Source organism: Shewanella sp. SM74, from assembly GCF_025653725.1.
GTDB lineage: Bacteria > Pseudomonadota > Gammaproteobacteria > Enterobacterales > Shewanellaceae > Shewanella > Shewanella oncorhynchi.
The window spans coordinates 1-25,170 of record NZ_JAKKRZ010000038.1; the positions used below are offsets into that span (position 1 = coordinate 1).

Below are 25,170 nucleotides of genomic sequence, written 5' to 3' on the forward strand. Positions count from 1 at the left end.
AAAAAAACCGCCATGTCGGCTAACGATCATGGCGGTTTTTATTGTGTTGAGCTAAATAAATCGCGCTCACACTAAGCGAAACTTAAGACTTTTTAACGAAGCACGTCAGAATCACAATACGAGTACCGTTAACGCGGCCTTCGATATGCTCTGGGTTGTTGGTCAAAGCAATGTTACGCACAGCTGTGCCACGCTTAGCCACAAAGCTAGTGCCTTTCACGTTTAAGTCTTTGATGATGACCACAGTATCGCCAGCATTGAGCACTGCACCATTACTGTCTAACGTTGGCGTAGCATCGTCACCTGCTGCGGCAACTTCGGCATCACCCCACGCTTTTAAATCGTCTTCAAGATAAAGCATATCCAGCAAATCTTGCGCCCAGCTTTCGCCATTTAAGCGCTTAAGCATACGATATGACATCACTTGAACTGCCGGTACAGGACTCCACATGCTGTCATTCAGACAACGCCAGTGGTTCATGTCCATGGTATCCGGTGCCGCAATTTGGCCACTGCAGGTTTCACAAATCATGATCTCATTGTCACGGCCATCGGAGGCTGGCAGATCATAAATAGAGAGTTCAAGCTCGCTGCCACACAGTTCACACTTGCCGCCACAGCGACTTAGCAATTCATTTTCAGTCATTTTTCTGTTCTATATGCCTAGTAAAACGCGGATTATGCCATAAACTGGCATTTTTCGGCAGGGGGCTGAGGCAATATAACCCTATTTTTTATGAGCTATATATGCCTAGTCCACACAGCCTTAGTGATTAGTCTTTAAAATTCATAGGCTAAACTCAAACGAACATCACGCCCAGCTGCGGGGATCCCATCGGAGAGAAACGGCACCACTTGCAGATCCGTAAGATTTTTTACCATCAAACGCACACTTAATCCCTTTAAGATGGCTTGAGGTTCATAGGCGAGATACACATTCTGTAGGAAATAATTCTCGCTTGGAGACTCGGCATTAAAGATATCACCGTGGGGAACATTGGTTTGCGCATCATACCAAGCACCCTGCCAAGCGATAGAAATGTCATCTGTGATATACATGCCTAAACGCAGACGAATATCGAGCGGGGCTATGTTAGCTAAATATTCATCGTCATCTTGGCTGTCTCTGAGTGACCCATTGTGCTGTCCTTGCAGCCATGAAACCGCAAGATCACTGAACACATCTTGATAGCGATATTGGGCTTCAAAATCGGCACCGTAAATATGGTAACCATCAAGATTTGTGTAACCACTTTGAATTAGCTGGGTTTTATCAGACTTAGCTCCGCGGCGCTGGGCAATATCATCGCGGCCTAGGTTGGCAAACAGAGTAAGCTGCGTCGTCAGCGCATCATCGTTGGCAAGCAGATGCTGGTGCTGCGTCATTAGGCCTAATTTGAAGGCATGTAAGCGTTCGACATCAATATCGCGACTCGTGCCGGTAATGCTGGCTTTAGCGTATTGCACGGCATAAATCTCATCCACCACAGGGGCTTGCAAGCTATAAGCGTAATCAAAGTTTAACCGAGCGTGATTTGTCAGTTGATAATCTATGCCTAATCTTGGTGAGAACCCCGAATGATGGGTTGAGCTATAATCATGGCCCGCAGCAATATCATTGTAATCTGGTGCAATATTTGGTCGACCTATGCTGTAGATAAAGTCATATCGCAGCGAGGGAGTCACAGTTAAGTCATTAGTAAGATGAATTGCATCGCGAATATAGGCAGCATAGGTATCTTGACGGCCTTCAGGTTGATAATAAGGCGTGTACCAGCCAAAGTTTTTCTCAGGATTCTTCTCATAGCTCTTGTTAAACACGAGCGAAGTACGGTCGAGACTACGGTACTGTAATCCTGTGGTGATCTCATGATCGCCAATCAAGCTCAAGTTGTTGATATCAATGTAGTCACGTTTATAGTCTAGCCAAGATTCGTGACCGAAGTTGCCTACGGAAACCGTCATTTTCTCCCACGCGATATCGGGTCTTACCCAGTGGCGTGCATTCGCCGAATGGGAAATCACCACTTGGGTATCGATCAGGGGATTACTCGGCGAATAGCGATAATTAGCCGACCAAGTGTTATCTTCATAGGTGTTGTAGGCGGTTGTGGCATACAGAGCCTGCTCGTAGGAACCGTACTTTTTGATGTTGTAGTCTGAGATGGCAGGCATAGGGCCACGGCGGTTAGCCCAAGGTTTGCGGCCCTCATCGAGATAATGGGTCACGCTCAAGGCTAATTGGTGATCGCCCTGCGTGTAATCCATCTTACCTAGGTAGTTATTTTGCTCATAACCTGAATATTCAAACTCTTCACCATTGGCTAAAGTCACATCCCCCGCATCGCGACGCGTAAGATGCAGCAAGCCAGATAAATGTGAATTCACGCGGCCATAAACTGTCCCCGTATAACCCATAGCATCATTATTGCTGGCGTAGCTGGTTTTGACTCGCGCGCCAAGGGATTGATCATATTTAAGAAAATCATCAGCCGATTTAGTGACCACATACATGGCACCACCAAAACCGCCATTGCCCGAGCGCACATCATGGGCGCCTTTGATCACTTCCACTCGTTTGATGAGGTCAGGATCGAGGAAAAATGAGCCGTAGCGATACTGCTCAAATCCCACCGGAGCATTATCCACATAAACGTTAAAATCTTCAGTCTCGCCAAAGCCCCAAATATTAATCCGCTCACCGCCGCTGCGGGTACCGCCATCGATATGCGCCCCCGCCATATCATCGATCACTTCGGCGAAAGTTGTCGCCTGCATCTCCTCGATTTGATCCATGGAAATAATCGCTTCACCGGGTTTAGCGACAGTGATGGCCCTGCGATATTGCTGCCCATGAACCTGCAGGATCTCAATCGGCTCAACCTTAGGCTCGCCCAATACCTCAGCGGCGTACAACGGCATTGAGGGCAATATACATAATCCCATAAGCGACAGATTTCTATTCGCTTTCCACTTATCACATTTAGGCAGGCAACCCATTCAACGTCATCCTATTAACAAACCAATCTAAAAATAGGGCGGCATTATAGGCACTAACGAACAAGATAAGAATAGTTCTCACTTAGCTTTACGTGTAAATAACCGACTTATTGAAAACAAGGTAGAAGCGGCACAATGCAAAAATTTAAGTGAAGATCTTGCCGAAGGATGGCAGTATTGGCACCCAACTTGGCAGTCTTAACTATCGTGTCTTAACTATCGTGAGTAAGAACGGGCAGGCGATACGGAAGGATATGTCAGCAACTCACCTTGCTCCTCAATCGGCATTAATACTGCTTGTGCTCGGTTTATCTGCATTAATAAGGTTCCCTGATAATGGCCACTCTAACAACTAAAATCCCCATCGCGACTGGTGTAACGTTCAGCGCTGCGAGCCTGCAATTTTTAAATCAACTGGCACAAAACAACTCCCGCGACTGGTTTAAAGCCCATCAGGCGGAATACGAAGAAACAGTGCGAACGCCTGCACTGCAGTTTATCGAGCAAATGCAGCCCAGTATCCTCGCCCTCTCGCCTAGGCTCACTGCCGTACCAAAAAAAGTCGGCGGCAGCTTGATGCGTCCCCAGCGAGACAGCCGTTTTAGCAAAGATAAAACGCCCTATAAAACCAATGTCGGCATTCAATTTCGGCATTTTCAAGGTAAAGACGTACATGCCCCGGGACTGTATCTACATATTGCCGAAGATGGCTGTTTTATTGCCGCAGGGATTTGGCACCCAGAATCGAAAGCCTTAAATGCCATTCGCACTTGTATCGATGAGAATCCCAACGGCTATAAAAAGGCGCTACAAACCTTACAAAGTCATGGATTTAATATGGATGGCGATAGCTTAACTCGACCACCAAAGGGATTTGATAAAAACCACCCTATGCTGATAGAGCTAAAACGAAAAGATTTTATCGCAGTTAAAAATATCGCCTTTGAGGAACTCTGCCGCCCAGATGCAGCCAGTTTTTGTGCCGAGCAATTTGCACACTGTACTCAACTGATGGCCTATCTGTGTTTTGCGCTGGACTTGGACTTTTAGAAATAGACTTTTAGAAATAGACTTTTAAAAAATAGATTTCTAAAAACATGGCCTAGGCAAAAACCTAGGCCAATCAAACTATGTCATTTGCAGTTATGCCGTCTGATTAGCACTCAAACTACGTAAATAGTCTTGCAATACAACAAACGCATTGTCTAACAACTCATATTCGCCCGCCTTGCCTAACACTCTAATCCCTTGTAATTGAAGCACTAAAAAAGCAGCAACTTGATGTGGTTGCACATGGGCTAATAGCTCCCCACGCGCTTGGCAAACTTGTAACACTTGGGTGAATGAGGTCTGTAATCGACAAAATAATCGCTGACATTCCTGCAGCACACTTTCATCGTTAAGGCTCTTTTCGAGCACGGCATTTTGCATAAAACAGCCGTACTTTTGCTCCCGCTGCAAAGCAACAAAGCGCGCTAAATAAGCTTCTATTTCAGCCAAGCCCGCTTTTTCATGCAGCAAAGTATCTGAAGCGCCAAAAGAGTAATGATCAAGGTAAAAACGGAGGCACTCGCGGTAAAGATTCTGCTTGTCGCCGAAACTGTTATAGAGACTAAATCGATTAATGCCTAAATGGCCGACGAGATCGGAAATCGAGGTTTCGGCAAAGCCCTTTTGCCAAAAAAGCTCCATCGCCAATATGAGTTTTTCTTGCCGATCAAAATTACAACTCCGTGCCATAGCCTGCGACCTAATCTCTTGAATACGCGTTCACGATCAGCTTCACCATTCCTCTTTACTACAGAAAGTTGAGGGGTAAATCATTCTTGACTGTTCGTTTAGATATAGCGTAAATTCTAACCTAACCGAACGTTCAGAAAAAGCCTTATGTGCCCGAATCGAGCATAAAGCACTGATAAAAACTACAGGACTTTAGATGAAACTCTACGAATTAGCTCCGACTCCCAGCGCACGCCGCGTCAGTATTTTTCTTGCGGAAAAAGGCATAGAAGTACCAAGAGTGAACGTCGATATCCGTGGAGGGGAAAATTTAAGCGCCGAGTTTAAAGCCAAAAGTGTAAATGGCCGCATTCCACTGCTCGAACTCGATGATGGCAGCTACCTGTGTGAATCCGTTGCCATTTGCCGCTATTTAGAAGAAATCCACCCAAGTGTTCACTCGCTGTTTGGCAATACTCCACTTGAGCGCGCTAAAGTAGAAATGTGGCAACGTATCATAGAGTTACAAGGATTAATGGTTGGGTTTCAAGCCTTTCGTAATTTAAGCGGTGTCTATAAAGACAGGGAAAATTGTGTCGAGTCTTGGGGCGCAGAATCACGCCAAAGGGTCATTGACTTCCTACCAAGCTTAGACCAACAATTGAGCAAGTCAGCCTTTGTGGCAGGCGATGCATTCAGTATTGCCGATATTTCGGCTTACGTTTTTATCAGTTTTATTAAAAATTTAGACATCGAGGTGACTGATAACTTGCCGCATCTCAAGGCTTGGTTCAACACTATGGCGCAGCGTCCTGCCATAGTATCGTTAACCCCTAAAAAATAGCGGCGCTAATGCCTGATGATGAATATTCATGGGCACTAAAGTGAGTAGCTATAAGCGTTATAACCTTAAGGAATTATCATGATAGATTTATACACAGCCGCGACCCCTAACGGTTTTAAAATTTCCATCGCACTGGAAGAAATGGGACTTGAATATCGCGTCCATAAATTAGATTTCAGCACCAGTGAGCAAAAACAGCCCGAGTTTATTGCCATCAATCCCAATGGTCGCATTCCCGCCATTATCGACCGCGATAACGAGGATTTTGTGGTATTCGAATCAGGTGCGATTCTGCTGTATCTCGCCGAAAAAACAGGTAAATTCCTGCCAGCCGATCCTAAAAAGCGCTCACAGGTAATCCAATGGTTAATGTTCCAAATGAGCGGCGTCGGCCCCATGATGGGACAAGCCAACGTATTCTTTAGGTACTTCCCTGAAAAAATCCCTGCAGCAATAGAACGTTATCAAAAAGAAGGTCGACGTTTATTCGAGGTTATGAATACTCAACTAGCTACAAATCAATACCTTGCTGGTGACGAATACACGATTGCCGACATCGCAACTTGGCCTTGGGTGCGGATCCACGAGTGGAGCGGCATCAATATGGAAGGTCTGACACATTTGCAACGTTGGTTAGATGAATTAGCACTCAGACCCGCGTGCCAAAAAGGCATAGTCACGCCACCACCGGTGGAAATGAGTGATGAAGAACGGGCTAAGCAAATCCAAAAGATGGTGACGAAATAATCACCTTCCAAGCGGTAATTGAGTGATAGTCTGCAAATAACCCTTTGGTACTGAATGCACCATGAGTCTCAGTGACTCAACCACAAAAAAAGCCCTGCAAGTTGATACTACTTTGGGGCTTTTTTTCTGCCTGTTATCGGGCAAAACTGCTACACTCTGCGCCACTTATTTTTCCCCTCTGTTACAGTTATGCCTATCACAGAAGGCGCAGCCACAGAGAGCATAATTCAGGCTAAATTTATGGGTAATCCAAGCAGCTTCTCTTCCGGTAAAGCATCCAACTCAAACACATCGTCAGCGTTAAATGCAGAGGCGAGCACCCCAGCGCAAAAACGTGCGTTCAGTTACGCCAGTACAATTAAGCAATTATTCGATGAAATTCAAAGCAGTAAAATGCCCGCCGACCGTATTCTGGCCAACTACTTTAGAGAACATAAAAAACACGGCTCGAAGGACCGTAAAGTCATTCGTGAATCCTTATTTAGTCTGTTCCGCTGGTGGGGGTGGTTTCAGCGATTAGGCGATCAGCAAGAATCTGCCGTTTATTTTGCCAGCCTAAGCGCCAGTGCCCTATTGGAAGCCCATGCTTGGCAAGATATCGCCAACGCTTGGCATGAGTTATCGCAATCGCCCATCGATTATCAGCAAGCTCAAGCACTTGCCGTTGAAAGTCTCGACGACAAACTCACGCTAATGCAGCATTTATTTCCCGCGACTGAGTTTAAACCACAGGATTTATTACCCGACTGGTTCTGGCAACTGTGCCCTTTAGATGCGGCACAGCAAACCCAATTAATTGCTGCTATGTCCAGTCGCCCGCCGATTTGGGGACGCGCACAGGGGATCACGAGTCAAGATGCGGCGGCGCAGCTGCAAGCGATAGGTATCGATGCTAGTTATGGTCATTACTTTAACGATGCCATTAACCTTGGCAGCAAGAGTATGAATCTTAATGAAATCGCCCTGTATAAAGACGGCAACATTGAGATCCAAGATTTGGCTTCACAGGTCATAGGGCAAATTTGCGCGCCAGAACCCGATGCCCATTGGTGGGACGCCTGCAGTGGCGCCGGCGGTAAAACCCTGCAGCTACGCTCTTTGATGTTGACTAAGGCTGCTGATAATCAAATACCCTCTACGGGCAGCATTATATCGTCAGATATTCGCTCCAATGCCCTAGAAGAACTCACTAAACGCGCCCAAAGAGCTCACTTTAACGGTATTAGCGTTGCCCGTTGGAAGAGCGATGCCCTGCCGGTATCTGCGGATCATTTCGATGGTGTGTTAGTCGATGCCCCGTGCAGTTGTACTGGCACTTGGCGACGTAATCCTGATATGCGTTGGTTGGATGGTGTTGAAGTCGTGGCCGATAAAGCCGCGTTACAGCTCGATATTTTAAGCCGCAGTAGCCGCGCAGTTAAAGCGGGCGGCGTACTCGTTTACGCCACGTGTTCCTTGTCGCCGCTCGAGAACCAAGACGTGGTGACGGCGTTTTTACAGCAACATCCAGAGTTCATGCTCACGCCAATACGCAATCCTTTTACGGGTGAACAAACAGAAATGTTGACCGTATGGCCCTTTGAAGCGAATAGTGATGGTATGTTTGTCGCGCGTATGCTGCGCAACAAGTAACACTAACTCATTATTTTGTATCAAAACTTGGCGCCTTTCATTCTGGGCGCCAGTTTCAATCATATAATATAATTTCCGATGATAATTACACTTATCCTTTAATTATCATAAGGATAATCCACATATTCCCCATTGAAATCTCAGATACGGCCATTTCAGTGGCAAGATATAGCCTTTGGACAAAACTTTTCACCATCAGTGATGAAATATTTCGCTTTAGCTTCATCTCACCTTTGGGTAAAAAGATCGGGTGCTGCGAATGGCACAGGTATTTTTGGAATTTTGACCATGTCACACTCCTATGAATTTGACGACGATGATGCGCCATGGGGCGATAACGTCAAAGGTAAGCAAAAGAATAAACGCGTGAAACAGCGCCGCAGGGATACTAAGCGACGTTACTCGGACGATAATACAGAGGTGGATTTCTACCAAAATAAATCGAAGTAACTGAATCTAAGTACCCTAGCCCACGGGTTTGTTTAACGAATTCGTTCAGCGCTAAGCCTGCCAAATCTGAGCAAGTTGGATAATATCCAACTTGCTACTCAACCCCGTTATCCCCTCTCAAATACTTAATCATTCCAGTGTAAAATCAATGGGCTTAATTGCTTATTTGCCCTATGCTTTTTGGGCTATAACTCCCAAATCATTGGACTTACACTGAAATTTAAGGATGAACGCCATGGAAAAACAGCGCCCCGACTTTATTTATCCCCAAGGCAGTATGTTGATGCACTCGCCCTTAGTGCTAAATAAAGCCGATATGTACGGTTTTTTTCTTAAGGGGAAACGGGGAAACCTGCAACGCTCTATCGATAAAACCCTGAATCAAGTTGCCGGCAGCGCAATGTATTTTAAGGTGCTGTCTCCCTACGTACTGACAACCTTCACTCAAATTGAAAAAGCATATTCCGCTTATCCAGAGGACAGAGCTAAGGGCTGGATCCAAGAAACGGACATCATCACTTGGATCATGGTCGGGCGCCAAGATAGCAGCGACAGTAAACAAATCAGCCAAGTGTATTTTCAGCCACTACACATTTGGGTAAACGATGCCATGGCCTTAATTAATGGCAGAGAACTCTTTGGTTATCCTAAGTATTTATGTGAATACACTATGCCAGCGGTTGGCGAGCCTCTGACGCGATTATCCCTTGAGACCAAAAGTTTTTTACATTTCTCACCCGAAACCGAACTTGCCCTGCATCCATTAATTGAAGTGAATTGCGATGCCAAACCCGAGGCACAGCTTTCAACCCTTGAAGCGATAACCCAAACTTGGCAACTCTTTAAAGAACAAACCGATTTTATTCCAGAACTTGACCAGCTTGGCGAAGAGCAGCTATTTCATCTGTTATTTAAACCCGCTATCGATCAAGTATTTCTAAAACAGTTCCCCGACTCGTCAGGGCAAAAAGCCATTTATCAAGCCATCGTTGCCGCGCCAGCCCAAGTGAATAAAGTGCACAGTGTTGCCCTGCTAAAAAATGATTTTGTCGCGACCATTTTTGATAATGCCAGCTTCCCGTTAAAAGATACGCTCGGGGTCGAGATTGGTGAGCAGCACGTTTTACTCCCTTACCATGTGAACTTCCATTTTGAAGTGCCGCCCGGCGAGGTATTAGTCGATAACTCCGAAATCAAAAGACAGAAAATAGCCATTCTCGGTGGCGGTGTCGCGGCAATGACAGCAGCCTGTTATCTAACCGATAAACCCGGCTGGCAGAATCAATATGAGATTGATGTCTATCAACTCGGCTGGCGTATTGGTGGTAAAGGGGCTAGTGGCCGCAATGCCGCTATGGGACAACGCATCGAAGAACATGGTTTACACATCTGGTTTGGTTTCTATCAAAACGCGTTTGCCTTAATGCGCAAAGCGTATGAGGAATTGGATAGGCCAGCAAACGTGCCGCTTGCGACTTTTTTTGATGCCTTTAAACCCCATAACTTCATCGTCTTACAGGAAGAAGTTGATGGCCGTTCTGTAAGTTGGCCAATCACTTTCCCAATGCTACCAGGCATCCCAGGTGGTGGCACCGAAACCCTCACCTTCTGGAAAGTCGTTAAAGTCGCCTTTGCGTGGATCAAAGAATGGCTCAAAGACATGGATGACCTGCTCGATGCAGATGAAAAAGCCATGGGAACACCTAAAAACTGGCTCGATAGCAGCTGGTTTGAACGCTTAAAAGATAAGTTAGAGGATTCGGTCGAAGATGCCAAAGAATCACTCGACGCGCTCGGTGATAAGCTTGAATGCCATTTTAATCAAATGATTGGCCGCGAGTGCGATGAGCATGTACACAGTGAAAGTGACGATGGTTTTGTAGAATCGGCCGTCGATGCCCTGCATCAAAGACTCGTGAAACGTTTTAGCGGACATTTAGATAATAATGACGAACTGCGCCACTTATATATAGCCGCCGATCTGGGGCTCACGATCCTCAAGGGCATGTTTGCCGACGATGTGTTTGAGAAAGGCTTTGACGCCATCAATGGTTATGATTATCGCGAATGGTTAACCAAACACGGCGCCAGCCTTAAGTACACAGTCGACAGTGCGCCAGTGCGCGGTTTTTACGACTTAGTGTTTGCCTATGAGAAAGGCAACTTCGACAAACCTAATGTCGAAGCGGGCACAATTATCCGCGCTATGCTGCGTATTGCCCTGTGCTATCAAGGTGGCGTGATGTGGAAAATGCAGGCCGGAATGGGTGATGTGGTCTTTACGCCTTTCTACGAAGTACTCAAACGCCGCGGAGTCAATTTCCACTACTTCAATCGAGTTGATAATCTCGAATGCCGTAATCAAAGTATTCAAGCGATTGAGATCACTGAGCAAGTAGCTCTGGCGCCGACTGTCACAAACTACGATCCCTTGGTCGATGTTAAAGGTCTCGCCTGCTGGCCGAGTACGCCCAATTATGAGCAACTTGAGCCTGAACAAGCTGCGCTGCTCAAAGCCCATAATATCAATCTTGAACACTTCTGGAGCGATTGGGACAGCGTATATGAAACGCACTTTGGGAAAGCCCTACCGAAAAAGCGCTTAGTCAAAGGTGTGGATTTCGACAAAGTCATCTTCGGTCTTTCCATAGGTTCTGTGCCCCATGTGGCGAGTGAAGTCATGGCACAAAGCCCAGCCCTCAAGCTTTGCGTTGATAAGGTGCAAACTGTCGCCACTCAAGCCTATCAACTGTGGATGAACCAAGATCTGAATGGGATAGGCTGGCCTAATTACTCTGAAGATGGCGAGGAACCCGTATTATCGGGCTTCACCGAACCCTTCGATACTTGGGCATCAATGAACCAACTGCTAGACAAAGAAGATTGGCGCGGCTTAGAACCTAAAAATGCCAGTTACTTTTGCTCGGCATTGCCTGTCGAGGCCTATCCACCAAGCTCGGATGTAGATTTCCAACAACGGAAAACCTTAGAAGCAAAAGCGGGTGCTATCCATCAACTCAATACCGAAATCCATAAACTTTGGCAAAATGTCGGTGATAGCTTCCCTTGGGAATGGTTACACGATGAACATGACCGTCAAGGTGTTGCCCGTTTCGATAGCCAATATTGGCGCGCAAATGTAGACCCATCCGAGCGTTATGTCTTATCGGTTAAAGACAGCTCGCAGTATCGCATCACGACGGATGGCACAGGGATAGATAACCTGTATATGACGGGCGATTGGATAAAGACAGGCCTTAATGCGGGCTGCGTCGAAGCGGCGACGATGGCGGGAATGCACACTTCAAAAGCGATATCGGGTCATCCTGCGGTGATTAAGGGCGAAAAAGACTTCTAAGCTCGTCCTTAAATCTAGCTAAGTCGCAAACTTGGACACTGCTGAGTCCAAGCAAAATGAAGCTAATAAATCTAAGATAAAAACATAAACGGCGCAGATAAATTCTACGCCGTTTATGTTTTCTAATGTTCTACTAAAACGATTATTTTAACTTTTTCAATAGCTAGCTTAAATGTAGCCTCACATCGACACCGCGAGTATCTGCATACTCTTGACGACGCTTATCCATACGCGATTGATATAAGTGAGTGTCAGCAGAACGCAACCACTCATGGGGATCTGCGACCTCAGTGTTTAACGACATCCCAAAACTACACTGGCACTCTTTAAAACCATGGCTTGCTAATTCTTCACCTAAGCCACTCAAAGCACTCTGTAATAACTGGATACCAGCAGAAGGCGTCACAATCACAAACTCGTCACCACTAATACGATAAACCTTCATGTGCGCTAAGTCTGTTGCTTGCAATAACTGCACTATCAACAGCAATAATCTATCGCCTTCTTGATGGCCGAGTGTTTCATTGACACTTTTCAGACTATCGATATTCAATAGTGCTAACGCCATCGGTTGCACGACTTTATCGGCAAATCCTAATTGTGAGTTCATATATTCGTCAAAGGCATAACGATTACCGACTCGCGTTAATCCATCTAAACGTGCCTTTTCCCATGCAATCGCTAACTCTTCAATATGCGCCTTACGTTCCTCAGCAAGTAATTTCAGCTTATTCGCTAACGCTAAGGACAGTAATAACGCATCAGCCGTACCGCCCATCAGAGTCGCAAGCTCTGCATGTTCAATGAAATCAGGAGTGAGCCCCATATTTCCGGGTAAAATAATCACCGCAGGCAACAGCAAGCAAGTAAAGGCAAGAATAAAATAACGCGCAGGAGCAAAGCCTTTCATCAAGCACACATTACCGCAGGTAATCGCTAAAGCAATCCATAGCATAATCAGTACAGAGGCAATAATTGCCGTATAGGATAACAACCAAATACTGGTCGGCAGAGCCACAATACAGGCAAACATTAAATACTGACTAAGACGCCACAGCCGCGGAGAGTAACTAGGCAACTGCAGGAAGTGCTTGTAAAACATGATATTAAAAATAGGCAAACTGATGAAAAACAGATGATGCAACTCAAGGTAATGGAAATTAAATAAGTGTGCGGGCAAATGGAAAGTCAGTGCCCAGCCACCAAAATAAGCAAATACGTAAAGGCCATAGTAGAGAAAGGCTTTATCAAGAATAGAGATATAAATCAAAATATTATATAAGGCGATAAACAATAATCCGCCTAAACACAGCAGCACTGCCATTGCGAGACGGTCAGACATAAGTTGATGATCCGCCACACTTTGCAAAGCTATCTCAGGGGGAGATGAGTAATAACGACTACTCAGCTTCACCACCAGCCAATAATCCGTGCCCATATTCAAGGTGACCTTACGGCCATAATCGAATAAAAACTGGTATGGAGCAGTGTAGCCACTGTGGGCATGTTGTACGCTGCCGTCACTGCCGAGTATCCAATAATCTACGGATTCAATAATCGAATTACTTGCATCCACTACCCAGTTTGATTGACGTTGATTGACCATCACAGGTGTAATCATCCAATAATCGCCACCGGTTAAGCTGACCGAACTAGCTTCGTCGAGTTGTCCCATCCAATGGGGCACGGTTTCAAACCGCTCAGGAGGCTGTTGATCCGCTTTAGCATGGAACAAATACGGGGAGTCCAACGCAATTTCAGCGCTTAATACAGAGGGACTTAATGTCCACAAGAAAAGTAAAAAACACCAAAATAGAGTTTGTTTAAGTTTGTTCATCGGCTTATTTAGTTAAAGGGCCATAGATCATTTTTACAGCTATGAAGAAAATGCTAATGCTGTCAATCTTAGTCGATAGTTGGATTTGTAGGTTAACTTTATGGCTACATTTAGTTTTTTACAATCAGTTAGGCTAAATTAGTCGGATATACCATGCCTTATGATGCTATTTTAGTCTCAAAGTCCAAACTGCGGCATGAAATTCAAGATACACCTTAATACTGACTTATTTTTGCTGGGATCCTATGCAGCCTCTATTGATGATTTTAGCCGCACAACTACTGATTGCCAGCGGTAACCTATTGGTTAAGTTGCTTGAAACCAATGCGCCTGTTTTTCAACTGGTACTCTACAGGCAATTATTTGCCACCCTGCTTGTACTGCCTTTTGTGTGGCACTTACAGGGTAATCTTAAACTGAGTCCTTTTTACAAAGTGCATCTCGCCCGCGCGCTATTGATTGGACTGGGCAACGCCATTTTTATGCTCGCTATTCTGCATCTTCCGCTCGCAACAGTAACAGCGGTGATTTATACCTCACCCTTGTTACTGCTAGTACTATCGGCCATTTTTTTAAATGAACGAATTGGTTATCGACGCACAGTCGCAGGTCTTATCGGCTTTAGCGGTATTTTACTTATCAGTCAACCAACAGAATTTAACCTGTATATAGGTTTAGCCTTTTTCGGTGCCATGACATCAGCGTTGAATAGTTTGATTTTAAAGGCCTATTCGACCCATGAACATCCTTTTTCCATGCTCTTTTGGTCTAATGCCTTTGCGATGATATTTCTGATACCTGCGACCTTGTACGAAGGCGCCGAATTTAGTTTACCAGTGGCGCAAGTGGGGCTGACTTTGGGACTATTTTACATTGCCATGACCTATCTCATCATCCATGCCTATCGACGTGCCGATGCGAGCCAAATGGCACCAGTAGAATATACAGGATTGATTTTTGCAGCCTTGTTAGGCTGGTGGATACTCGATGAAGAACTCAGCCTAGTGATTTTAATCGGTATTGGATTGGTCATTTTCTCATCCATATTGCCAAGCTACAGTGAGCTAAAGGCAAAATGGAAAAGCCGGCGAAGTTAACCTCGGCCGACTCTTTAATTCGACATCACGATCGCAATATAGCTAAATCAATATGCCTTGTGCTTAGAAACGGAATTTACCGCCAATATACACACCATCTTCGAAAGTAAAATTGCGGGCATCATCGTATTCGAAGGCAATCTTGCGGTAACCAACATAAAGTGCCATGTTTGGCGTTATACGGTATTGCACTTTTGAATCCAATTCATAATGACCATCAACATTGCCAAATGACAATACAGACGGTGCATAGTAAGCCGCAGCGTGCAGTGAAATATTGGGCCCCATTGATAGTGCATAACGACCACCAACAGAAACGGCACTGCCATTGGGTGAATAGTCAGACCAAAGCTGGCTTAACTGAGCACCGACCTCAAAGTGATGCACACCCGCATCATGGGTCATGTGCATTGCACCTTGAGCGATATGGCCGCCTTCATCCGCATAGATATAACCCAAAACCGCGTTAGTATCTTTGTTCAATTGCAGTTCTAACTCAGTTGAAACCACATCGTTGTTCAACCCAAGATTAAATTCTGACGCATTCACTTGCAGCGCTGCTGCACTCAATAATAAGACACTTGCTACTCTGAACTTAGCCATAAAAAAACACCTCAATAATGACTGTGGGTAATAGCCGCGGATCATACCGAATAAATAAAGAAAATCAGCCTATTTGCGTATAAAGAGGGATTATTTGCGAGGAATATACAAATGTAAAACAAGATAAAAACACATTAAGATCTAAGTCTTTTCACTTACAACACAATTAGACCGATGGGGTACGATCGCCAACTAAAGACTGCATTATCGCTTCAGCATCGACATTAACGCTTAAAGCTAAGTAATACCAACCCACAGTATTTCCCGTGCCACGGATACTCAAATAATTACGCCAAAACTGAAAACCAGCCTTCAATAAATTAGCTTGACTCGACGTGTTCTCGGCGCGAATAGTCGCATACAAAATCGACATTCCTAGGGCCTTTGCCACCTCAATCCGTTTATGAGTTAACCCTTGTGCTATGCCTTGACGTCGATAATGGGGCGATACCACCAGATAACCCAATTCACCGACAGTGCCTTTATCGACAGTGCCTTTACCGGCTTTTATCGCGGCGCAACCGACAATCTCACCCTCGATAGTTTTCGCTAAGATCACCGCACGGGAATCGAAAAAGACCTGATGATCCAACGGATGAGCATTATCATCACGCCCATCAATTAATTGTGCCGCCAGCGCTAATTCTTCCGGCTTTTTACCTATAACAAACTGAATGTTATTCATATCCAGATTAAACCGTTAATGTTCCCAACATACGGTGAATGCACACCAAATTGCCGTGCATTCATCTTCCAAACTCACCCAAGAACCTACGCTACAGATATAACAACGTCGCCATACCTAAGAAAGTAAAGAAACCCACCACATCGGTCACAGTCGTTAAGATCACTGAACCCGATAACGCCGCATCTTGATTAAACTTCTGCAACACCATAGGCACTATCACCCCAGCAATAGCGGCAACGGCCATATTAATCAATATCGCACAGCCAATCACTATACCTATCGTCGCTTCACCGAACCACCAGCCAGAGACTAAACCTATCACTATCGCCCACAAAAATCCGTTAACTATGCCAATGCCGAGTTCGTTTTTCATTAGCGAAAACAAGTTACCCGCCGAAATCTGTCCCATGGCCATGCCACGGATCATTAGCGTTAGAGACTGGCTCCCCGCGATACCGCCCATAGAAGCGACAATCGGCATCAACACAGCTAATGCAACCACTTGCGATAGGACATTTTCAAATAAACCAATGGTCGCTGAGGCAAGGAAAGCCGTCAGTAAATTGATCCCAAGCCATACTGCACGGCGCTGAGCACCTTTCATAATAGGGGCGAACAAGTCGTCGGATTCATCCATACCCGCTGTTGCCATCAACTGCGCCTCATAATGCTCACGCACTAATGCCGTTGCGGTTCGTAGCGTCACTCGGCCGATTAACTCTCCGGACTCATCAATCACAGGCAATTCAATTTCGCGGCTGTGCTCTATCGCTTCGGCCGCTTCCAAAAGACTCGTATCGGCGGATAACGCACGGCAGTCCTCAGACAAAAGTGAAATCAATAATTCATCGGGATTATGTTTAAAAATATCATAACGACGAACAGTACCTTGATACTTATCCAGATCATCAACGATAAACAAATTGTCGTTACAGTCGAGCTCGATACGGCGAAAGAAGCGCTGAGCTTGAGCAACTGTCGCCTTATCACTGAGCACCAACATTTGATGATCGGTATAACGGCCGATTTCATTCTCAGAGTATTGATCATAAAGTTCGAATCGTTGTCGCTGACGCTCTCCCATCTGAGCCAAGGCACGATCGGTAAAACTTTCAGGAAGATAATCACTCCACTCAATTAAATCTTCTGGGCTTAATTGTGCAAATAACAGATCCACTTCATTGTCAGGCATCCGCTTCAGGATCCCCATACGTGGATCGGCACGCATTAGGCTCAGCACAGTCACTCTGTCAGCAAATTCAACTTGCTGCCAACGCTCGTAACGCTCATCCAAGGGCAAGGATTCAAGCGCTAAGGCTATGGTTCCAGGTTCTGAGTCATTCAGAATTTCACTAAACACTTCAGCCTGTTCTTCGCCTTCAACTTCAGTGAGTTGTTGAACTACTTGCCCCACATCCGCTTGCATGTTTGTTTCGTATTCTGCGTCATTTTCTATCACACAGATGCCCTTTTCTTTAGCCACAAAATTGCTGTAACTATATTGATAATTAAGTAAATTAGCAAACCCACAAAATAAATTGCGCGCAATTATATTGCTGAAAATTATTTTAAGGTTTATGCTGTTTGGCTAAGATCCTACGGAGGTGAACATGACTACGAATATATACAGCCAATCAGCAACAGACATTCAAGGCAACGCGGTAAGCTTAGAGCAGTATCGGGGCAAAGTACTCTTAATCGTCAACACCGCCAGTGAATGTGGATTTACACCGCAATACAAAGGATTAGAAGCGCTATATCAAAAATACAAAGATCAAGGATTAGTGATTTTAGGCTTTCCTTGCAATCAATTTGGCGCCCAAGAAAAAGCCGATGAACAAGGCATTCAAGCCTTTTGTGAATTGAATTTTGGCGTGACGTTTCCGCTATTTTCTAAAATAGAAGTGAATGGCGAACATACCCATCTACTTTATCAATACCTTAAGAAAGCCGCTCCCGGCGTATTAGGCACTCAAGGTATTAAATGGAATTTCACTAAATTTTTAGTTAATCGCCAAGGCGAAGCAATCGAAAGATTTGCATCAACGACCAAACCAGAAGCATTAGAAAGTAAAATTGCTGCTTTGCTAAGATAATTTAATCACTATCTATTTGAAATCTTGCAGTTTATAAAAATTTAGATTTATTTTAATTTTTTATGGAACTTTAACCGTACAAGGCCCCTCAAATGTATTGAACAGTGAATGTCTTTTTCATGTTCATCATCTCCCTGGGGCTTCTAGCGCAGTCCCCTTGACCTAGGAATAGGTCATTAGGCAACCATTAGGTTGCCTTTTTTTATCCCTTTATTTTATATGTAAAATAAATGTAACAACTAAGTGTGGGCACTCAATATCTCTCAAAAACTTTTTTTGTTTTTTTTCTGATATCGGTGAACTTAATTAAAAATGGCGACTCTGAGTATAGGTAAGGATTAACGGATAAGATTAAATGCACCTTGAGAATGAAATATGTGAAGTCGCAGTTTCATGAACTCAAATGACACAGTTTCTGTTTTATCGCATTGAGTCGAATTGGTTGGTCGTTCATCATCATCTCCCTTTTGGGGCACAATAGAAAACACGCTAGCGCACTGAATTCTATTTGTATCCCGCACTGATTTCCTTGTGGCAACCTTAGGTTGCCATTTTTTTTACTCAAATTTCAACAAGCGCTAACGCTAGCTTATAGATTAATAAATCTGGCACGCGTTTAATTTTTATCCCCATGATTTTAATGTAAAACAAATGTAACACTTAAGTGTAAGCACTCAGTATTCCCTAGAAAATGCCCCAGCAAATCTTTTTTAAACTTTTTGGGATTTTTTTCTGATATCAGTGAACTTAATTAAAAATGGCGACTCTGAGTATAGGTAAGGATTAACGGATAAGATTAAATGCACCTTGAGAATGAAATATGTGAAGTCGCAGTTTCATGCACTCAAATGACACAGTTTCTGTTTTATCGCATTGAGTCGAATTGGTTGGTCGTTCATCATCTCCCTTTTGGGACACAATAGAAAACACGCTAGCGCATTGAATTCTATTTGTATCCCGCACTGATTTCTTTGTGGCAACCCATAGGTTGCCATTTTTTTTACCTAAATTTCTATAAGCTGAGTGATTTGTCCAATTGAACTTGAATCGAAGGATGATAGCCTGCACGAGCCTTTGTATAGATGTCTTTTAATTCAGAGTGATATCCCGCAATTTGTAACTCAGCATAGAGTGGCCGCACAAATTTACCGCGTCCAATACGCACTAAATAGGCACTTAATGCCGGCAACACAGGATCATAATGATTACGAATAGCGACTCGAAACCAATCACAGGCAATTTCTGCATTAGTCGATTGGGTTAATTGGAAGGTCTCATCCAGATCCATCAATTGAACTTGACTAACGACTTCAGGTAATTGGGTCAGAAAATATTGCCAATGGTGCACTCGCCAATCTTTAACGCTTAATCGGCCCGCTGCTGTTCCCTGTAAAAAACATGCCAGCGCATCATCGACTTTATCTAAACTCATGGATGTTGGCCCGCAATAGCCCTCAGGTAAGCCTTCACCATAAATCCACGTTAATAGTTCAGCTTCAGTGATTTTATCTGCGTGTAATTGCAATAAAGTTTGTTTTGCGTACTCGACAAACACTTCGGTGGTAATGGCTTTAAACGCAAAATGATTCACATAAGTGAGTAAAAATTTATCAAACTCTACTCGCCCTAGCCTGCGCTCTAAATCATGGACAAACATCGAAGCCTTATCATAAGTAAAACGATTAAAGGCAAGATTAGGATCGTCCTGCTGCACATTAGCGGGTAAAGTTTGCTTATCCTTAGGCAAAGACGCTATTTCTTCTTTTAAGCGACCAAACTCTATTACCCATTCTAATTCTGCCTGTTCTTTGCCGTAGACAGCCTCGACAATACGGTTAGTAAAATAGGTCGTGAAACCTTCGTTTAACCAGAGATCACGCCAAGTCGCATTACTGACCAAATTGCCCGTCCAAGAATGCGCTAACTCATGGGCAACGGTTGACACTAAGCTTTTATCACCAGCAATGAGTGTGGGCGTTAAAAAGGCTAAACGCGGATTTTCCATTCCACCGAATGGGAAACTCGGCGGCAAGATAATCATGTCATAGCGGCCCCATACGTAAGGACCTAACAATGACTCGGCAACGTCGAGCATGTGTTCAGTATCTTCAAACTCTTTTGCGGCGGCCACTAACATGCTCGGCTCGGTATACACGCCGCATCTTGGACCTATAGCTTGAAAGGCAATATCACCCACAGCCAAGGCCATTAAATGGGTCGGAATAGGCTGTTCCATCTCAAAGTGAAACACACCATTAAGTGGCGTATCGGGATGATTCATCGCGCTCATAACGGCGCGCATGCCTTTAGGCACTTGCACCTTAGCATCAAAAGTTATCCGCGCCTTAGGCGTATCTTGTAATGGGATCCAACTACGGGCATTGATCGGTTGCGATTGACTAAAGAGGTAAGGTAACTGTTTACCCGCGGTTTGCTCAGGCACTAGCCACTGTAATCCTTGGGCGGACGGAGAGGTTTGATAGTGAATACAAACCTGCTTGCAAAGAAATGCAGGTAAAGTGATACACAATTTTTGCCCGAGTATGGGGTCAGCTTCATTAAGCACAAAGTCGAGCGGTTCTTCATCCATTTCTGTTAATGCATTCACCCCCTCTGTAGCATTAAAACAAGTCACAGCGAGTATGGTTAGATCTCGACTATCAAGCCAAAGCTCTGTTACATCACACTCAAGAAAATCCAAGGACAGCGTCGCTTTAGCGAAAAGACGCTGCGCGTCAAAATCCACCATGACATCCAAAGAGACATGGGTCACTTGCACTTGTTCGGTATTCGCAAAAGAATGGTAATCTCGGGTTAAATCCCAAGGGGCTACATCAGCTAATGTACTCTTAGTTGGTTGCAACACTGTCGCCTCGATATTCAAGTTTTGAGCGGTATGTTCTAAATAGTGAGTTATGAGTTACCTTGCGGTGGTGACGGGCTTGATAACTTATCACTAATCATTAGAAGGTATTATCGACTGCAAATTTACTCAGAGGCAAATCGTAACTGAGCTCTAGAGCTCCTTAGGAACAAGTTTTTTGTAACAGTTCATCTTTAGGTGTAGATACCGAGTTTGCAATAGGCTATCTCTAGCTTGCTAGATTTATCTTTATGTAGTGGCATAGTGAATTTGGCCACCTAATAAGAAATGTTATGGTCCCTTCATAACCCATTTAGGTGACAACATAAATAAAAGTAAACGTGCTCAATATAGCGCAGCCATTAAGCTCGAAACCGCTCAATTAGTGTTGATCAAGGTTACACACAAGAAGCGGCGGCAAAAGCCATGAACGTGGGTAAATCGACGATCAGTAAGTAGGTAACACTGTTTCAAATCGAGCGCCAAGGGCTTGCACCTAAAGCCTCACCCATGACACCTGAACAGATTGAAATCAGGGCACTTAAACGCGAAATTGAACGCATAAATCTCGAGAAAGAAATCTTAAAAAAGGCTACTGCTCTATTGATGTCGGACTCGCTGAACAATTCTCGATAATCGAGAAACTCAATCAGAGCAACAAATACCCTATTTCAGTGTTATGCCATGTATTTAACGTGAACCGGAGTAGCTACCGTTATTGGGTGAGCCGTGAACTTGTAGCGACACCTGAACAGCGGATTTTAGAGTGTAAAATCAAAGCAATACACGCAGAAAGCAAACAGTCTGCTGGTGCAAGAAGTATCGCAACAATCGCCTCTGAACGTGGCTTTGCGTTAAGTCGTTATAGGGCGACTCGGTTAATGAAAAAGCTTGGATTAGTGAGCTGCCAACAACCCAAACACCGCTATAAGAAGGCTGAAAATGAGCATGTGACCATCCCTAATTTACTCAAGCGACCATTTGCCGTTGTCGAACCAAACACCGTTTGGTGTGGCGATGTGACGTATATTTGGGCGGGTAATCGTTGGTGTTATTTAGCGGTTGTGCTGGATTTATTTTCGAGAAAAGCCATTGGTTGGGCGATGTCATTTTCACCGGATACAGAGTTAACGGTGAAGGCCTTAGATATGGCCTTTGAATCTCGTGGAAAGCCTAAAAACCTGATATTTCATTCAGATCAAGGCTGTCATTATACCAGCCTGAAATACCGTCAGCGGCTGTGGAAATATCAAATCACCCAGAGCATGAGCCGTCGCGGTAACTGCTGGGATAATGCGCCAATGGAGCGGTTTTTCAGAAGTTTAAAAACGGAATGGCTCCCGACACAAGGCTACAAGAGTTTTAGCGAAGCTAAACAAGATGTGACCGATTACATCATTGGTTATTACTGTGAAATCAGGCCACATCATTACAATGCAGGATTGAGCCCAAATGAATCAGAGCGACGATTTTGGTTAGATTCTAAAGTTGTGGCCAAATTTAGTTGACCACTACACCCTTGTTGGTTGAGCAACTTTAAAAATCCATTCGTGTTTCAAGCTAACAAAGAAACGCTTAACGACGGTATTATCCCAACACGCGCCAACATCACCCATGCTGGCTCGGATAACATAACTCGATAGCAACCTACTGAATTGCTTACTGGTATATTTCGAGCCTCGGTCACTGTGGAATACCAGCCCTCACTCGTCTTTAAATAAGTCACGTCACCCACCCAAACATGATTAGCCAATACTGGATTAAAGTTCATATTTAACAGGTTATCAGCCACTGCATCTGAGTGTTTTCGTTTTGTTGTCACCTTGTTAGCGCGTTGATGGGCTGCTGGGTTGCTTTGAGTAGAAGGCGGTGCATAATTTTACGAACGAGAGAGCGACCAACCTGGTAGCCTTCCTTGCGCAATTTCTTCACCATTTAACGATTCCCGAAGCTACCTCGACTTTGCATAAATAGCTGTCGAACAAAGCGATAAAGCTTCAGTGTTTTGAGGCTGATCACCTTTGCAGGGCGCTTATGCCAATTGTAATAGCCTGATTTACTTACATTCATTACTCGACATAACCGTGCTATGGGAAACAGATGAGACTGCAGTTTGATGAAACGAATTTTTACTTCATTTCTCTCGCAAAGAAAGCGCTTGCCTTTTTTAGAATTTCTTTCTCCATACGTAATTTTTTGTTTTCTCTACGCAATAGCTTCAACTCATCACGTTCAGACTCTTCTAAGGTGATGCCTTACTGCAAGGCTTCGTGTTTTTCATTACAGTAGTAAAGCAGACTAGTGCTAACTTCAAGAGGCTTTGCCGCATCAGCAACGCTATAACCTTACTCTAGCACCATCAAGACGGCTTCATCTTTAAATGCCTACGGAGAACCCTTATGTGATTTCTTCAGACTCACATAGACCTCTTAATTTATTGACCATACTGTCTCAAAATTAAGTGCTGGGATGGTCACCTTGGTCTCGGCATCGCAATGTGCCATGATTTAGGTGCACAAAATCTAACTCGAGGTGACCGATATGAACTATAAACTCATCAGTATTGATTTAGTAAAACTGTCTTCCAAGTCGCGGCCTTTAACCCTAACAATACTCTTGCTTTTAAAAGTAAAATTAAGCGCCCTGCGTTACTCGATACTCTCAGGCAAAGCGAGCCTACGTTCGTGGTGATGGAAGCCTGTTACAGCCCTAATTACTGGGTGCGTGCTATCGAAAAGCTCGGCCATACCTTCAAGCTTATCCCCGCCAGAATGGTGAAAGCGATGCTGGTCAGTAATAAGAATGATGCCAACGATGCTATCGCGACTGGTGAAACGGCTTGTCGGCCAAAGGTCCGTTTGTTGCGCCCCAAAACCTTTGAGCAGCAGGAAATTAAATCACTACTGCACATTCGCAAACGCTTAGTGGAAAACCGCACGGCTAACCGCAATCAGCTTCGTGGTTTCCTTGCAGAATACGGCCTGATTATCGCAAAGACTCGCCGCCAGTTGATGTTAGCTATTCCGCTTATTCTTGAAGATACTGAAAATGAGTTATCCACAGTTGCCAGAGGGTTTATTCAACGACTCTATGAGTTTAAGTTGTATTTAAATGAATAAATCGACTAGGTAGCAGAGGAAATATTAGCCCTTGCCTAAGCCACAGTATCCATTGCTGCTGACCATTACGGGTGTCGGCCCTATCGTCGCATTCACATTATTAGCCGGCATTAATGATGTGAATGATATTAAAAATGGCCGACTATTTAGCAGCATGACTAGAGATAGCCCCTTCGCAATATAGTAGTGGCACGCCCAATCGGCTCGGCAAGATAACCAAACGCGGAAATCAAACGCTCCGGCGATTACTTATCCATGGTGCAAGAACCGTGGTTAACTTGTGCGATAAGAAAGACGATTCACTTAGCCAGTGTTTACAACGACTTAAAGAACGCCAGCATGTTTGCAAAGTGACGATATCCTTGGCCAATAAGATGGTCCGGATGGTGTTTATGGTAATGAGCCGTGGGCAAGCATTTGATGTGAATAAGGCTTGTAAAATAGCAGCGTAATATAGCGTTTTTTGCGTATAAAGACTCAAAATGTAAATAACCTGAGATCGGTTTAACGAGCCATAACTGCAATAGCATTAAACTCCACGTTAGTGAGGTTCAGTTGTGGCTTATTGTCTTTCAATTGATAGGCGATGAGTCCCGCAATCATGTTGAGCATAAAACCATGCACGCTGCGGTGTCTAGAGTGCTCTATTTGAGAGATATTTTTTAACGGGTCGTTGATGGTTTCTATGATGAAACGTCTCGACAGCATCGCTCTATCCCACAACGACATCGCTTTTTCTTTCATATTCTTACGCACGTTCGTCACCAACTTCACGCCTTTCTCAAGCAATTCACTGGACAGCGCTTTACTGATATATCCTTTATCTGCATAGCGTTTATTCATAACACTGTGCACCATCTCATTCACCGGTTTTGTGTCATGTACATTCGCAGAGTTCACTTTGCCAGCCACTATTCCGCATTGGTGATTCACAATCAAATGCAGCTTAAAGCCATAGAACCAACCCATGGTGCCTTTACCTCTGCACGCCACCCCCGCCAAGGTTTTATGGCGATGAATACGTAAGTTATGACACACTTTGATGCTGGTTGAATCTACAAATTCGATGCCAGTGGGGTCACTCTTGAGGCTGGCAAAGTAGCTGCAAAACGGCACT

Annotated in this window: 17 protein-coding genes and 3 pseudogenes; 10 read left to right on the plus strand and 10 right to left on the minus strand. The window is 44.4% G+C overall.

Annotated elements, in window-relative coordinates; genetic code table 11:
• Positions 1 to 82 precede the first annotated feature (82 nt).
• Positions 83 to 646 (minus strand): PhnA domain-containing protein, encoded by a 564-nt coding sequence (locus L5M49_RS22470; RefSeq protein WP_011790067.1) that lies wholly within the window; start codon positions 644 to 646, stop codon positions 83 to 85.
• 134 nt (positions 647 to 780) lie between these two features.
• The gene (locus L5M49_RS22475; RefSeq protein WP_263266854.1) at positions 781 to 3,000 is read right to left on the minus strand and encodes a TonB-dependent receptor; all 2,220 of its coding nucleotides are present in this window, start codon (positions 2,998 to 3,000) and stop codon (positions 781 to 783) included.
• A 336-nt stretch (positions 3,001 to 3,336) separates the two neighbouring features.
• Here L5M49_RS22475 and L5M49_RS22480 point away from each other — a divergent pair, with 336 nt between their 5' ends.
• Entirely contained in the window at positions 3,337 to 4,050 is a 714-nt protein-coding gene (locus L5M49_RS22480; RefSeq protein WP_263266855.1) for a DUF2461 domain-containing protein, read from the plus strand.
• A gap of 93 nt (positions 4,051 to 4,143) precedes the next feature.
• Here the strand turns inward: L5M49_RS22480 and L5M49_RS22485 are convergent, their stop codons facing one another.
• Complete coding sequence (locus L5M49_RS22485; RefSeq protein WP_219234247.1) at positions 4,144 to 4,740, minus strand: TetR/AcrR family transcriptional regulator; 597 nt, start codon at positions 4,738 to 4,740, stop codon at positions 4,144 to 4,146.
• Positions 4,741 to 4,936: 196 nt separating this feature from the next.
• Between L5M49_RS22485 and L5M49_RS22490 the strand changes: the two genes are divergently transcribed.
• The 5 genes from L5M49_RS22490 to L5M49_RS22510 all read left to right on the plus strand — a co-directional run bounded on the left by L5M49_RS22490 (position 4,937) and on the right by L5M49_RS22510 (position 11,750).
• Complete coding sequence (locus L5M49_RS22490) at positions 4,937 to 5,563, plus strand: glutathione S-transferase family protein (protein ID WP_263266856.1); 627 nt, start codon at positions 4,937 to 4,939, stop codon at positions 5,561 to 5,563.
• A 78-nt stretch (positions 5,564 to 5,641) separates the two neighbouring features.
• Positions 5,642 to 6,310, plus strand: coding sequence for a glutathione S-transferase family protein (locus L5M49_RS22495; protein WP_173245951.1), 669 nt, complete (start codon positions 5,642 to 5,644; stop codon positions 6,308 to 6,310).
• Between the two features lie 240 nt (positions 6,311 to 6,550).
• On the plus strand, positions 6,551 to 7,942 hold the full coding sequence (locus L5M49_RS22500; RefSeq protein WP_263266861.1) for an RsmB/NOP family class I SAM-dependent RNA methyltransferase: 1,392 nt from the start codon (positions 6,551 to 6,553) through the stop codon (positions 7,940 to 7,942).
• Between the two features lie 288 nt (positions 7,943 to 8,230).
• Positions 8,231 to 8,392: a hypothetical protein gene (locus tag L5M49_RS22505; RefSeq protein WP_006080915.1), complete on the plus strand. Its 162-nt coding sequence runs from the start codon at positions 8,231 to 8,233 to the stop codon at positions 8,390 to 8,392.
• Between the two features lie 235 nt (positions 8,393 to 8,627).
• On the plus strand, positions 8,628 to 11,750 hold the full coding sequence (locus tag L5M49_RS22510; protein ID WP_263266857.1) for an NAD(P)-binding protein: 3,123 nt from the start codon (positions 8,628 to 8,630) through the stop codon (positions 11,748 to 11,750).
• A gap of 163 nt (positions 11,751 to 11,913) precedes the next feature.
• Here the strand turns inward: L5M49_RS22510 and L5M49_RS22515 are convergent, their stop codons facing one another.
• The gene (locus L5M49_RS22515; RefSeq protein WP_263191330.1) at positions 11,914 to 13,587 is read right to left on the minus strand and encodes a diguanylate cyclase; all 1,674 of its coding nucleotides are present in this window, start codon (positions 13,585 to 13,587) and stop codon (positions 11,914 to 11,916) included.
• Positions 13,588 to 13,832: 245 nt separating this feature from the next.
• Between L5M49_RS22515 and L5M49_RS22520 the strand changes: the two genes are divergently transcribed.
• Positions 13,833 to 14,684: a DMT family transporter gene (locus L5M49_RS22520; RefSeq protein ID WP_105249758.1), complete on the plus strand. Its 852-nt coding sequence runs from the start codon at positions 13,833 to 13,835 to the stop codon at positions 14,682 to 14,684.
• 63 nt (positions 14,685 to 14,747) lie between these two features.
• Here the strand turns inward: L5M49_RS22520 and L5M49_RS22525 are convergent, their stop codons facing one another.
• The 3 genes from L5M49_RS22525 to L5M49_RS22535 all read right to left on the minus strand — a co-directional run bounded on the left by L5M49_RS22525 (position 14,748) and on the right by L5M49_RS22535 (position 17,434).
• A complete protein-coding gene (locus tag L5M49_RS22525) occupies positions 14,748 to 15,287 on the minus strand; it encodes a YfaZ family outer membrane protein (RefSeq protein WP_028760670.1) in 540 nt (179 codons plus the stop codon).
• A gap of 166 nt (positions 15,288 to 15,453) precedes the next feature.
• Entirely contained in the window at positions 15,454 to 15,972 is a 519-nt protein-coding gene (locus L5M49_RS22530) for a GNAT family N-acetyltransferase (protein WP_263191328.1), read from the minus strand.
• A 91-nt stretch (positions 15,973 to 16,063) separates the two neighbouring features.
• On the minus strand, positions 16,064 to 17,434 hold the full coding sequence (locus tag L5M49_RS22535) for a magnesium transporter (RefSeq protein ID WP_028760672.1): 1,371 nt from the start codon (positions 17,432 to 17,434) through the stop codon (positions 16,064 to 16,066).
• Positions 17,435 to 17,585: 151 nt separating this feature from the next.
• Here L5M49_RS22535 and L5M49_RS22540 point away from each other — a divergent pair, with 151 nt between their 5' ends.
• A complete protein-coding gene (locus L5M49_RS22540; RefSeq protein WP_263266858.1) occupies positions 17,586 to 18,071 on the plus strand; it encodes a glutathione peroxidase in 486 nt (161 codons plus the stop codon).
• A 1,012-nt stretch (positions 18,072 to 19,083) separates the two neighbouring features.
• On the opposite strand, the gene L5M49_RS22545 is transcribed toward L5M49_RS22540, so the two are convergent.
• The gene (locus L5M49_RS22545) at positions 19,084 to 20,937 is read right to left on the minus strand and encodes a M1 family metallopeptidase (RefSeq protein ID WP_263266859.1); all 1,854 of its coding nucleotides are present in this window, start codon (positions 20,935 to 20,937) and stop codon (positions 19,084 to 19,086) included.
• A 322-nt stretch (positions 20,938 to 21,259) separates the two neighbouring features.
• On the opposite strand from L5M49_RS22545, the pseudogene L5M49_RS22550 reads away from it, so the two are divergent.
• Positions 21,260 to 22,442 (plus strand): annotated as a pseudogene (locus L5M49_RS22550) (IS3 family transposase).
• A 9-nt stretch (positions 22,443 to 22,451) separates the two neighbouring features.
• On the opposite strand, the pseudogene L5M49_RS22555 reads toward L5M49_RS22550, so the two are convergent.
• A pseudogene (locus L5M49_RS22555) lies at positions 22,452 to 23,294 on the minus strand (IS3 family transposase); the annotation flags it as partial.
• Between the two features lie 181 nt (positions 23,295 to 23,475).
• Between L5M49_RS22555 and L5M49_RS22560 the strand changes: the two are divergent.
• Positions 23,476 to 24,505, plus strand: a pseudogene (locus tag L5M49_RS22560) (IS110 family transposase).
• Between the two features lie 52 nt (positions 24,506 to 24,557).
• On the opposite strand, the gene L5M49_RS22565 reads toward L5M49_RS22560, so the two are convergent.
• Positions 24,558 to 25,170 (minus strand): IS982 family transposase (locus L5M49_RS22565; protein WP_263266860.1); only part of this gene is annotated, 613 nt, incomplete at its 5' end.